A 12,314-nucleotide genomic window follows, 5' to 3' on the forward strand; every position below is an offset into this window, starting at 1 on the left:
CATATTAGTGTCGAGCAAGCTTCTCTTTGTGTTTGATTACTTGGCGATCGAGCTTGTCGATCAACGAGTCAATAGCGGCATACATATCTTGATGTTCTGTAGAGGCAAATAGCTCAGCACCGCTTACGTGTATTGTGGCTTCTGCTTTTTGATTTAATTTTTCTACATCGAGAATGACATGAACATTGTTAATATGATCAGAGTGTCTTTCAAGCTTCGCAAATTTAGTATTAATATAGTCTCTTAGTGAATCGGTTAATTCTACGTGACGACCAGTTAAGTTTAGTTGCATAAGCATTACCCTCTTAGTTTAGCGTCTTAAATCAGACTTTTACGCTGATTTGACGGTGGAATAGCAAGAGATTCGCGGTATTTTGCGATTGTACGTCTCGCTACTTTAATTCCTTGCTCAGCCAATATATCCGCTATTTTGCTATCACTCAATGGTTTTGCTGAGTTTTCTGCTGCGATTAATTTTCGGATAAGCGCACGTATTGCTGTAGATGAACATTCACCACCGTTTTCAGTACTTACATGGCTTGAGAAAAAATATTTAAGCTCAAATATACCACGGGGTGTATGCATGTACTTTTGAGTAGTTACGCGAGAAATTGTCGATTCGTGCATTTCTACCATTTCAGCAACATCATTTAAAACCATTGGTTTCATGGCTTCAGGGCCATGTTCAAAAAAGCCTTGTTGTTGCTTAACAATACAATTAGTAACTTTTAATAGCGTGTCGTTTCTACTTTCTAAGCTTTTAATAAACCATTTAGCTTCTTGTAAATGTGAGCGAATAAACTGGCTGTCGCCACTTGATTTTACAGTGCGAGACATTGCTGCGTATTGGCTATTGACACGAATTTTAGGCATGCTATCTGGGTTTAATTCGACAACCCAGCGGCCTTTAATTTTTTTAACTGACACATCAGGAATAACATACTCAGATTCTTCCCTTACAATAGTATCTGCAGGTTTTGGGTTGAGAGTATGTATTAGTGTAATTACTTCTTTAAGCTCTTCTTCTTTGAGCTTCGTTTTTTTCATTAATGTACGATAGTCGCGAGCTGCTAATAGATCAATATGCTCGGTTAAAATCATTTTCGTTTCATTAATATAAGGTGTTTCTTTATCAAATTGATTAAGCTGAATACACAAACACTCTTGTAAACTACGTGCAGCAATACCAACAGGATCAAACAGTTGGATGCGTTTTAATACCGCTTCAATTTCATCAAGTTCGACTTCGTTATCATCTTCGTTTTCTTGATTAAAGCTTTCTAAAATCTCTTCGCAGCTTAGTGTTAAAATACCTGAATCATCGACAGCTTCTACAATAGCAATAGCAATAGCTTCGTCTGTAGGGCTAAATGGCGTTAGTTGTAATTGCCACATTAAATACTCATGGAGCGTTTCAGTAGAGGCGCCTTGGTATATTGATTCGTCTTCAGGCATTGGACCTGATGAGGCTGCAGGAGCGGCACTCATGTACTCATCCCAACTGACATCCATAGCCATGTCGTCACTTAGCGTGTCTTTTGCAAGTGCTTCACCAGTATCTTGTTCGTATTCGCTCGGAGCATCATCAGCAGATGCGCTAACAGTTATGTCATCGGTATCAGCTTTTTGCTCGTTTTTACCAGCAGCGTCTTCGGAATAGTCTGCCTCTTCAACCTCTAATAGTGGATTACTGTCGAGAGCTTCTTGTATTTCTTGCTGGAGATCCAATGTACTGAGTTGCAACAAACGAATAGCTTGTTGCAACTGTGGAGTCATTGTAAGTTGCTGGCCCATGCGCAGCTGTAGTGATTGCCTCATGTATCTCTAACAATCCTTTTATGTTGTTATAATTAATACTAGCAGATGCTTAAAGACATGGCGTAAATGTTACAGCCTAAATTGCTCGCCTAAGTAAACATCGCGTACTGTTTTATCATTTAATACGTGTTCTGGAGTACCTGATGCAATCAGCTCCCCATGAGAAACAATGTAGGCTTTTTCACAAACATCAAGGGTCTCTCTTACGTTATGGTCGGTAATTAATACACCAATCCCACGATTTTTAAGATGTTCTATTATTTTCTTTATATCTAATACCGAAATAGGGTCAACACCGGCAAACGGTTCATCCAGTAATATAAATTTAGGATCTGCTGCCAGCGCTCGTGCTATTTCTACACGACGACGTTCTCCCCCCGATAATGCCATACCTTGGCTATCACGAATGTGTTGTATGCTAAATTCATCTAATAAGTTATTGAGCGTGTCTTCTCTGGCTTGTTTATTTAGTTCTTTGCGCGTTTCTAAAATGGCCATTAAGTTTTGATAAACAGTCAGCTTTCTAAAAATCGATGACTCTTGTGGTAAGTAGCCTATGCCTAATCTAGCACGACTATGCATAGGTAAAAGAGTAATATCGTTATCATCAATAGATATTTTACCTTTGTCGCTAGGAACAAGCCCTACAATCATATAAAAAGTCGTTGTTTTACCAGCACCGTTAGGGCCAAGTAAGCCAACTATACTGCCAGCTTGTACTTCAAGGCCGACGTTTTTTACAACTTCACGACCTTTATAGCTTTTTGCTAATAGTTCTGCTTTTAATGTGCTCATGGTTGACCTTTATCGCCTTTTTTACTTTTTTTAGTTTCGATCGGTACTAAAATTGTGTGAACGCGGTCAGTTGAGTTTTCATCTTTTTCGGCACTGATGAGCTGCTGCTCTATGTCGTAGGTAATGCTTTTAGCATTTATTTTTTGTCCGGCTTGCGATACTTGTGCATTACCAACAAGCGTTAAAAAACGCTTAGATACATCATAACGTACTTCGTCAGCACTGGCGCTCATAGTCGTGCCGTCTGATTGCTTTTCTTCAAAGTGCGCAGGGCTACCTGTGGCAATTAATAATTGTTTATTATCACCAAGTTCATCACGTTTGTGTACTTCGAGGCGATCGGCTGTAATGCGGCGATTACCGTGAATAATCTCAACGTTTTTCTCAAAAATACCCACATTAGCTTTCAATTGACCTTCTTGCTTGTCGGCACTTATTGAAATTTGATTGGCAGCAGGTTGCGTGTTTTGCTCTGCAGCACTACTATTAAACGCTAGTATAAGTGTAGGAATTATAAGTGATTTTAATATTTTATTGGTCATAATATATGGTTCGCGTATGGTTAATTAGTTTTATCACTTCGGTTTTCAAGTCGGCTTCTAGGCCTTTACCGGTGATTTTTAAATTGGGTCCAGTGATAATGACGGGTTGCTCCGAACGCATTGTTAATAACTTTATATCAACCTGAATATTATCAGCATTGATTTTGTCTATCATGGCGTTATCGGTTAAATTTTTGGCAACCACATTACCTTCTAAAATTAATTGTTTATCTTCATATAATGTTGCTTCGTCTGCATTTATTTGCCACGTTTGTTGCTCGTTATATAAAGTAAAAATGGGTTTTTCAAAAAACGTGAAACCTAATTGCTGGTATAGCTCCATTTTAGCCGCAGTGACTTTGTGGCTAATTTTACCTTGCTCATCATAGGCTGTCTGTTTGAGCTCAATAGCTATGTAATCAGGCTTAGCAACAACTTCAGGCTCAGCCTGAGGCACAATATTTGTTTGTGTAAAATAAGGGTACCAAAGCCAAACCATACAGCTAATGAATAAAACGCTTAATATTATGCGCGCTGCATTCATGAACTAGTGCCTTGTGTAGTCAATGCTTTACCATTTTCAAGCATGAGCAAATCGGTGAGTTCTCTCACAGCGCCAAAACCACCAGGCATTTGCGTTACATAATGTGACAAACGCTTAATAAGAGGGTGGGCATCATTTACTGCAACGGCAAAGCCTACTAACTCCATAACAGGCATGTCAGGACCGTCATCACCAATATAAGCAATTTGTTCATCGCTAAGGTTGAGTTTATCTTTTAATTCTTGATAGGCAATGAGCTTATTTTCTTGGCCTTGATAAATATGCTGTACGGTTAAGCTGCTCATACGTTGTTGTACTATCTGTGAATGACGACCAGTAATAACAGCTACTTCAAAGCCACTGTTTATAAGTGCTTTAATGCCAAAACCATCTTTTGTATTAAATGCTTTTAGCTCTTCACCTTGATTGCCAAGGTAAATACGGCCATCAGAAAATACACCATCAATATCGCATATAAGTAGTTTTACTTTTTTAGCGCGTGCTTTTGCATCATCGCTCAGCGGTTGATAGAGTTCTTCAAATTGCATTTATAACACTCCTGCTTTTAATAGGTCTTGCATATTTAATGCGCCAATAGGTTGGTTTTTCTCATTGACGACGATTAGGCCATTTATACGTTTACGTTCCATAATATTGAGCGCTTCAGCGGCTAAAATATCTTGCGTAGCTGTAGTGCATGACTTAGTCATAACAACATCTATTTGTGTTGTATGAATATCAATTCTTTGTTCTAAAATGCGACGTAAATCACCATCGGTAAATAACCCTACGAGTTGCTGATTTTCATCAACAATGGCTGTCATACCTAACCCTTTAGCTGACATTTCTATTAGGGCATCTTTAACTGTTTGTGAAACATCAATAATAGGTGTATTTGCGCCGCTGTGCATAACATCTTTTAAAGTAAGTAATAAGCGCTTGCCTAAACTACCACCTGGGTGAGATAGCGCGAAGTCATCAGCTGTAAAGCCGCGAGCTTCTAATAATGCAACTGCCATGGCATCGCCCATCGCAAGCGTTGCAGTGGTACTTGATGTAGGGGCTAGACCCAATGAACAAGCTTCTTTTTCTACTTTAATGCACACATGTACATTAGCAAGGGTTGCCATGGTTGATTGCGTATTGCCAGTCATCGCTATCATTTTGGCACCAAGTCGTTTTAAAACCGGAATGATATTTAAAACTTCGCTGGTTTCCCCTGAATTAGAAATAAGCATAACCACGTCATTTTTAGTGATCATACCTAAATCACCATGACTTGCTTCACCAGGGTGAACAAAAAACGCTGGGCTGCCAGTACTTGCAAGGGTTGCCGCTATTTTATTGCCAATATGGCCTGATTTTCCCATGCCAATGACAATAATACGGCCTTCACAGTCGTACATTAATTGGCACGCGTTATGAAAATTTTCATCTACATATTGTGCAATATCACTAAGTGCTTGGCGCTCAACATCTAAAACGCGAAGGCCTTGTTCAATAAAGTTTAGCGTTGCCATCATTTACCCTACTTGACTAAAAATATACCCTTGGTAACCCAAAAACGCTATTAGCAATAAGCCGCCTTCTACCCTATTGATACGCTGGGTGCCTCTAAAGTTCAATGACATAATGATAAGAGCAAGTGTTGCACCAATCATAATTAATATATCTCGGCTTACTAACGATGGATCAATTGCTGAAGGATTAATAATACCTGCTAGAGGTAATACAGCTAAAATATTAAATATGTTTGAGCCAACGATATTACCTAGTGCTAAATCATCTTCATTTTTAAGTACACCTGCAACCGAGGCGGCAAGTTCAGGCAAGCTAGTACCAATGGCAATAATTGTTAAACCAATGACTAAGTCGCTTAAGCCGAAGTATTTAGCAATATCAACAGCTGAGCCGATTAAAAAATGAGAACTAACCGGCAAGAGTATCATGCCGACAATTAACCAAAATACCGCTTTTTTAGTAGGTACATCGTTTGGTACATCGTCGCAGGCTTCTGAGACAAATGGGTCATCTTGGTTTTTTGCACGCATAGATACAATGATTAACCCACCGATGAATACGATAAAGCCAACTAAAAGCGCAACACCTTCACTAAATGAAAAGTAGTTATCTGAGAACACATACCAAGTAGCTAAAGATACGAGCATCACTAATGGCATTTCACGTTTTAACGTACTAGATGAAACTGAAAGAGGGCGAAATAGAGCAGTGATACCTAACACAAGTAAAATGTTTGTAATATTAGAGCCAACAGCATTGCCAACGGCTGTGTCGGTTTTGTTAGCCAAAGCGGCAGAGGCTGAAACCATCATTTCAGGGGCTGAAGAGCCCATGGCTACAACGGTCAAACCAACAATAAGTGTAGGTACACCAAAGTTTTTAGCAAGAGCCGCAGCCCCATAAACAAACCTATCGGCACTCCAAACAAGAGCTGCAAAACCAAGAATTAAAATAACAAACGAGGTAACCATTGTGTTAAGCCAGTTATACAAAATACGGATGGCGCGAATAGTAACAAAAGCCAAGATGAAAGTATAAATAAAAGAGTAAGGTCAACTAGGTAACAATGTTGCTTTTAAACAGCTAATTTAAAAATTTAAGCCGGGGTTAAGCTGTTTTGAGCGAGTCTTATAATCCTTTTCATGGGTGTATTACAAAATCTTACGAATTGTTTTTTCCATCTTTGACAAAAAAGCTTTAAAATAGGGGCACTAGTGAACATTTTTATGGAGAGCGACTTGTCGCAATCAATAGTAGAAGTCAAGGATGTTAGCTTTTCGAGAGGCAATAGAACCATATATAAAAATATGAGTTTTAGCGTTCCTAAAGGTAAAATTACTGCGATTATGGGGCCAAGCGGAATTGGCAAAACCACTATGTTGCGTTTAATTGGTGGTCAGCTTAAACCAGATTCAGGTGATATTTTATTTGAAGGTGGCAGCATTCCTAAAATGTCTCGTAAAGAGTTATACGAAGCACGTACTAAAATGAGTATGCTTTTTCAAAGTGGTGCGTTGTTTACTGATATGTCGGTATTTGACAATATCGCGTTTCCTATAAGAGAGCACACAAAGCTAAGTGAAGACCTGATTCGATTAGTTGTGTTAATGAAACTGCAAGCGGTTGGACTACGTGGCGCTAAAGATTTAATGCCATCTGAGTTATCCGGCGGTATGGCAAGGCGTGCTGCACTTGCACGCGCTATAGCACTTGATCCAGAGCTAATCATGTACGATGAACCATTTGCAGGGCAAGATCCTATTTCGATGGGCGTATTGGTTAAGCTAATTAAGTCGCTCAACGAAGTATTAGGTTTATCGTCTTTAATCGTGACGCACGATGTAACAGAGGTAATGAGTATTGCCGAACACGTTATAATTATCGCCGATCAAGGGGTAATTGGTTCTGGTACTCCAGATGAAATGCGTAATCATGAATCTCCTTTAGTTCAACAGTTTTTAAAAGGCTTGTCGGATGGTCCTGTACCATTTCATTTTCCGGCTCAGGCTTATGCAGACGAACTACTTGGAGAAAAAGCATAATGTTGGATTTATTTCAAAAGCTAGGACATAAAACGCTAGGACGCTTTGCGGCCCTTGGTCGTTCTGCTTATATGCTGTTTAGTGCATTAGCGCATGTTCCTAATTTTAAAAAAGGCACACCGTTACTTGTTCGCCAGCTTTATATGGTTGGTTCGCAATCGTTACTCATTATTATGGTGTCGGGTTTGTTTATCGGTATGGTGTTGGCTTTACAAGGTTACACCGTATTGGTTGGTTATGGCGCTGAGGATAGTTTAGGGCCGTTAGTGGCACTGAGCTTATTGCGAGAACTAGGCCCGGTTGTTACTGCATTATTATTTGCAGGACGCGCAGGTAGCGCTTTGACAGCTGAAATTGGCTTAATGAAAGCAACAGAGCAACTTTCATCACTTGAGATGATGGCAATCGATCCGCTAAAACGTATTATTGCACCGCGCTTTTGGGCGGGTTTTATAAGCATGCCATTGCTTGCATTGATATTTTCAGCTGTAGCAATTATAGGCGCTCATTTAGTGGGGGTAGATTGGCTGGGGGTTGATACAGGTAGTTTTTGGTCAATCATGCAATCGCAAGTGTCGTTTCAGCAAGACATACTAAACGGTATTATTAAAAGCTTTGTATTTGCCATAGTGGTGACCTGGATTGCGCTTTATAAAGGATATGACTGTGTGCCGACCTCAGAAGGGATCAGCAAAGCAACCACCGAAACGGTTGTTCATTCGTCATTAGCAGTTTTAGGTTTTGACTTTATTTTGACAGCGGTAATGTTTACCAGCTAATAGGGTATAGATAATGAATTCACGGAAATTAGAAATTTTAGTTGGTTTTTTTGTAGCACTTGGCATTTTAGCTTTTGCGATGCTTGCACTTAAAGTTGCCAATTCAGGTATTAGTGGCTCTGGCGAAACATATACGCTTAATGCCAAGTTTGAAAACATCGGCTCGTTAAAAGCGCGTGCGCCAGTAAAAGTAGGTGGTGTTGTAATTGGCCGTGTTGAATCAATTTATGTTCACCCACAAGAGTTTTTACCAGTCGTTAATATGACCATTGACGCACAGTACTTATGTCGTTTTTCAGACACAAGCTCAATCTCTATTTTAACGTCGGGTATTTTAGGTGAGCAGTACTTAGGTATTCACCCTGTAATTTCTCCAGATTCTGCTAAGCAACGTTGTTTAGGCGAAACAGTGACAGAAAACAAGCAAGATGAAGCAATTGACGATTTATTTGGTGTGGAAAGTAAAGCACTAGGTGATGGCGATTCAATCACTGATACTAAGTCTGCCATTGTACTTGAAGAATTAATCGGGCAGTTTTTATTCAACCAAGGTAGTGAGTAATTATTATGTTGAAAAAGTTTTTAGCTATTGTAGCAATTGGCACAATGACGCTAACTCAAAGCGTAAGTGCAGCAGATGTGAAATTAGTCGATCCTAATAAAATGGTACGCCAAGTTGCCGATAATACATTTGCGCGCATTAAAAAAGATCAGCCATTAATTGTTAAAGATCAGGAATACCTTCGCGTAATAGTCGAAGAAGAATTAATGCCTTATATCGACTATAAATATGCAGCACTTCGTGTACTTGGCAGTGAAGTATCTAAAGTTCGTGCAATTACCGACGAGGCTGAAAAGGCCAAAGCAATTAAAGAAATTCAACGCTTTATTGGTGTATTTAGAGAGTACTTAGTTGCTACTTATGCAGGTGTATTTACTCAATACACAAACCAGAAAGTTGAGTTTGGTGCAGAGCAAGCGTTTAAAGGTAAAGACGTCGTTGTTGTTAAGACTAAAATTATTGAAGACGGTAAACCTGATATCAGAATCGATTTTAAAGTACGCGAAGACCGCGACGGTGAATGGCGCGCGTACGATATGATTGCCGAAGGTATTAGTTTACTGGATGCAAAGCAAAGCGAGCTGCAAGGTATTTTGCGTCAGCAAGGTATTGATAATGTAAGTAACCTTTTAGAGCAAAAGAGTCAGCTACCAGTTCAGTTTAGAGGCAGTAACTCGAATGACTAAATTGGCAATAAGCCAAGTTGATGGACAACATTTTGGAGTAAGCGGTGAGCTTACTCGAAATTCAATTGGCGATGAACAGCTTCTGAACAATAAGTTATTAACTAAGCATAAAATCATCTATTTCGACCTAAGTGGAGTATCAAGGGTTGACACAGCAGGCTTAGCTTGGTTAATTCACTCTTTTGCAGAATTAAAGCAGCAAGGCATTCGCCTTGAATTGCAAAACCTACCTGAGCAATTGCAAAATTTAATGCAATTGGGTCAGGTTACAACCCTATTTGAGTGAGAGTTATGGAAACTAGCCAAGTCGAAACATTATTACGCGAAGAACTTCAATTAGCTGAAGTACATGTAAAAGCCAATGGTAGTCATTATGAAGTTGTTGCAGTAGGCGAATGCTTTGACGGTTTAAGCCGAGTTAAAAAGCAGCAGCTAGTTTATGGTCCATTAATGAATACAATTTCAGATGGGACAATTCACGCAGTATCTATTCGTGCATTTACTCCTGTAGAGTGGAAGCGTGAACAAAAATTCATTTTACCGCAATAACTAGGGCCTCCTAATGGATCAATTTGTAATTCAAGGTGGCACTTCACTTGCTGGTGAAGTGACTATTTCGGGCGCTAAAAATGCCGCACTTCCTATCTTATTTGCTTCACTATTAGCTGATGGTAAAAGTATATTTACTAATGTACCGCGTCTTCGCGACATAGTGACCACTGAAGCCTTATTAAAAACTTTAGGTGCAGATGTTAATTGGCAGGGCGATACGCTAGTAATTGACGGTGCAACGGTTAATAAAACATTAGCGCCTTACGACTTAGTAAAGCAAATGCGCGCCTCTGTGCTTGCATTAGGCCCTCTAGTTGCACGTTTTGGTGAGGCTCAAGTGTCTTTACCTGGTGGGTGCGCTATTGGTGCTCGCCCTGTTGATATCCATATTCAAGGTTTGGAGCGTATGGGCGCACAAATAAACGTTGAAAATGGTTATATTAATGCCAAGGTTAATGGTCGCTTAAAAGGCGCTGAAATTTTTATGGAAATGGTAAGTGTAGGCGCTACCGAAAACCTATTAATGGCAGCGGCCCTCGCTGATGGTAAAACCATACTTGATAATGCGGCACGCGAGCCTGAAATAATTGATTTAGCTAACTGCCTAATTGCTATGGGCGCTAAAATCACAGGTGCAGGTACTAGCCGCATTGAAGTTGAAGGCGTTGGGCGTTTAGCTGGCTGTGAACACAGTATTTTACCTGACCGAATTGAAACTGGGACGTTTTTAGTCGCAGCAGCAATGGCTGGCGGTGAAGTACTTTGTAAAAATACAGACTTTCATTCTCTTGAGCCTGTGATTGAAAAGCTACGTGCTACGAATGCGCACCTAGAAGTACATAACGATAGTATTTATCTTGATATGCGCGGCCGAGAACTTAAAGCCGTTAATATTAAAACAGCCCCGCACCCAGGTTTTCCTACGGATATGCAAGCTCAGTTTACAGCATTGAATGTAGTAGCAAATGGTAGTGCGACTATTACAGAAACGATTTTTGAAAACCGTTTTATGCATGTACCAGAGTTGCAGCGTATGGGCGCTAATATTCGTTTAGAAGGGCATACCGCAATTTGTGGTGAGACTGAAAGCTTAACGGGTGCGCAAGTGATGGCAACCGATTTACGCGCTTCAGCTAGCTTAATTTTAACGGGTATAGTGGCACAGGGTGAAACGGTTGTTGACCGTATTTATCACGTTGATAGAGGCTATCAGCGCATTGAAGATAAGCTAAGTGCGTTGGGTGCAAACATTAAACGTAGAAGTAGCTAAGTAGATAACTAGTTAAGCTATTTAAAAAAGGTCGGATACGCAAATTGCTATCCGACCTTTTTATTGACGATTGGTATTACTCTTTTTTAAAGCTTTGTTTCAAGCTCAGCTACCACCACCATGATTTTTTCTATTTTGCCATCTCTGTATAGCTCAAATTCTATTTCCTTACCGGGCTCCGTATTACCTATTTTTTCAAGCACTTTTTGTGGGTTTGCTACCGAAAGCCCTGCAATTTTAATGACGATATCTTGCTCTTCAATGCCTGCTTGCCATGCTGGCCCCAAAGGGTCTAAATTAGTAATACGCATGCCGGTAACCGGCGTTAGGCTGTCGTTTACTTCTTTACCCGTACTATCTACTGCTGTGCCTTCAAAGCCTAAATAGCCGCGCACAACCCGACCGTGACGAATGAGTTTACCCATCACTTTTTTAGCAAGTGAGTAAGGAACCGCAAAAAATATTCCTTGAATATTCAAGTTCTCACGCGTTTTAAATTGTGCAGAAGTAATGCCGACTAAATCACCATTGGAGTTAACTAATGCGCCGCCGGAGTTGCCCACGTTAATAGCTGCATCCATTTGCAATAAGTTATTGTAAGGGCTATCTGTAATTTTTTGCTTACCCGTTGCACTAATAATGCCTTGAGTGATTGTTTGCCCTAAGTTAAGCGGGTTGCCTATAGCAAGTACAACATCGCCTACATTTGATACATAGCTATCGTTTACGGGAATCACTGGGAGGTGATCTGCATTGATTTTAAGTAAGGCTAAATCAGTAATGGTATCAAAACCAATGAGTTGCACATCAAAAAAGCGTCGGCCATCGGTTAAGATAACCATAATTTGGTCTGCATTATTAACAACATGATAGTTAGTAAGAATATAACCGTCTTGCGACATAATGACGCCAGAGCCTAGCTCTTGTACCGTGTTTTTTCTTTTATAACGAGGCTCTTTGGAAATGCTTTCTGAAAAAATAGTAACTACAGAAGGAGCTGCTCGTTTAACTGCATCAGAAAAACTCAGGTGACTCGCACTCATCGCGCTTGGAAGGGGAACATTAGGAAGTAAGGCGGCTCGCATATTAGGGCTGAAAAAAACCACTAAAAAAGCAATACTTAGACCTGCAAATAAAGGGGGAAGAATAAATTTTATTAATTTCAGCACAGTTTTCTTATTATGTAAGTGAGCAATCTCTTTA

The 12,314-nt window shown here is 39.9% G+C and carries 16 protein-coding genes; 7 read left to right on the forward strand and 9 right to left on the reverse strand.

Annotated elements, in window-relative coordinates; translation table 11 throughout:
• Positions 1 to 4: 4 nt before the first annotated feature.
• From hpf to H5118_RS01585, 8 genes are all read right to left on the reverse strand, one after another.
• Positions 5 to 292, reverse strand: a complete 288-nt coding sequence (gene hpf, locus H5118_RS01550) for a ribosome hibernation promoting factor (protein ID WP_007580301.1) — start codon at positions 290 to 292, stop codon at positions 5 to 7.
• A gap of 26 nt (positions 293 to 318) precedes the next feature.
• Positions 319 to 1,818: an RNA polymerase factor sigma-54 gene (locus tag H5118_RS01555; RefSeq protein WP_182747525.1), complete on the reverse strand. Its 1,500-nt coding sequence runs from the start codon at positions 1,816 to 1,818 to the stop codon at positions 319 to 321.
• Between the two features lie 69 nt (positions 1,819 to 1,887).
• A complete protein-coding gene (gene lptB / locus H5118_RS01560) occupies positions 1,888 to 2,613 on the reverse strand; it encodes an LPS export ABC transporter ATP-binding protein (RefSeq protein WP_002957942.1) in 726 nt (241 codons plus the stop codon).
• Entirely contained in the window at positions 2,610 to 3,155 is a 546-nt protein-coding gene (gene lptA / locus H5118_RS01565) for a lipopolysaccharide transport periplasmic protein LptA (protein WP_002957943.1), read from the reverse strand. The genes lptB and lptA overlap by 4 nt, the downstream gene beginning before the upstream one ends.
• Positions 3,145 to 3,699, reverse strand: a complete 555-nt coding sequence (gene lptC, locus H5118_RS01570; protein ID WP_002957944.1) for an LPS export ABC transporter periplasmic protein LptC — start codon at positions 3,697 to 3,699, stop codon at positions 3,145 to 3,147. Before lptC ends, lptA begins: the two co-directional genes overlap by 11 nt.
• Entirely contained in the window at positions 3,696 to 4,247 is a 552-nt protein-coding gene (kdsC, locus tag H5118_RS01575; RefSeq protein ID WP_007580311.1) for a 3-deoxy-manno-octulosonate-8-phosphatase KdsC, read from the reverse strand. Before kdsC ends, lptC begins: the two co-directional genes overlap by 4 nt.
• Positions 4,248 to 5,219, reverse strand: a complete 972-nt coding sequence (locus tag H5118_RS01580) for a KpsF/GutQ family sugar-phosphate isomerase (RefSeq protein WP_002957946.1) — start codon at positions 5,217 to 5,219, stop codon at positions 4,248 to 4,250.
• A 3-nt stretch (positions 5,220 to 5,222) separates the two neighbouring features.
• On the reverse strand, positions 5,223 to 6,191 hold the full coding sequence (locus H5118_RS01585; RefSeq protein ID WP_002957947.1) for a calcium/sodium antiporter: 969 nt from the start codon (positions 6,189 to 6,191) through the stop codon (positions 5,223 to 5,225).
• Between the two features lie 255 nt (positions 6,192 to 6,446).
• Between H5118_RS01585 and H5118_RS01590 the strand changes: the two genes are divergently transcribed.
• The 7 genes from H5118_RS01590 to murA are packed head-to-tail and all read left to right on the forward strand — an operon-like array spanning position 6,447 to position 11,111.
• Entirely contained in the window at positions 6,447 to 7,262 is an 816-nt protein-coding gene (locus tag H5118_RS01590; protein WP_080945050.1) for an ATP-binding cassette domain-containing protein, read from the forward strand.
• Positions 7,262 to 8,041: a lipid asymmetry maintenance ABC transporter permease subunit MlaE gene (mlaE, locus tag H5118_RS01595; protein WP_002957949.1), complete on the forward strand. Its 780-nt coding sequence runs from the start codon at positions 7,262 to 7,264 to the stop codon at positions 8,039 to 8,041. Before H5118_RS01590 ends, mlaE begins: the two co-directional genes overlap by 1 nt.
• Positions 8,042 to 8,054: 13 nt before the next feature.
• Positions 8,055 to 8,603, forward strand: a complete 549-nt coding sequence (gene mlaD / locus H5118_RS01600) for an outer membrane lipid asymmetry maintenance protein MlaD (protein ID WP_002957950.1) — start codon at positions 8,055 to 8,057, stop codon at positions 8,601 to 8,603.
• Positions 8,604 to 8,608: 5 nt separating this feature from the next.
• The gene (locus tag H5118_RS01605; RefSeq protein ID WP_039485391.1) at positions 8,609 to 9,289 is read left to right on the forward strand and encodes a phospholipid-binding protein MlaC; all 681 of its coding nucleotides are present in this window, start codon (positions 8,609 to 8,611) and stop codon (positions 9,287 to 9,289) included.
• Positions 9,282 to 9,575 (forward strand): lipid asymmetry maintenance protein MlaB, encoded by a 294-nt coding sequence (locus H5118_RS01610; protein ID WP_002957952.1) that lies wholly within the window; start codon positions 9,282 to 9,284, stop codon positions 9,573 to 9,575. Before H5118_RS01605 ends, H5118_RS01610 begins: the two co-directional genes overlap by 8 nt.
• Positions 9,576 to 9,580: 5 nt before the next feature.
• A complete protein-coding gene (locus tag H5118_RS01615; protein WP_002957953.1) occupies positions 9,581 to 9,838 on the forward strand; it encodes a BolA family protein in 258 nt (85 codons plus the stop codon).
• A gap of 13 nt (positions 9,839 to 9,851) precedes the next feature.
• The gene (gene murA, locus H5118_RS01620) at positions 9,852 to 11,111 is read left to right on the forward strand and encodes a UDP-N-acetylglucosamine 1-carboxyvinyltransferase (protein ID WP_182747527.1); all 1,260 of its coding nucleotides are present in this window, start codon (positions 9,852 to 9,854) and stop codon (positions 11,109 to 11,111) included.
• Between the two features lie 86 nt (positions 11,112 to 11,197).
• On the opposite strand, the gene H5118_RS01625 is transcribed toward murA, so the two are convergent.
• Positions 11,198 to 12,280, reverse strand: coding sequence for a trypsin-like peptidase domain-containing protein (locus tag H5118_RS01625; protein ID WP_024595792.1), 1,083 nt, complete (start codon positions 12,278 to 12,280; stop codon positions 11,198 to 11,200).
• Positions 12,281 to 12,314 lie beyond the last annotated feature (34 nt).

Source organism: Pseudoalteromonas sp. SR41-1 (assembly GCF_014164015.1).
In the GTDB taxonomy this organism is placed as follows: Bacteria; Pseudomonadota; Gammaproteobacteria; order Enterobacterales; family Alteromonadaceae; genus Pseudoalteromonas; species Pseudoalteromonas distincta.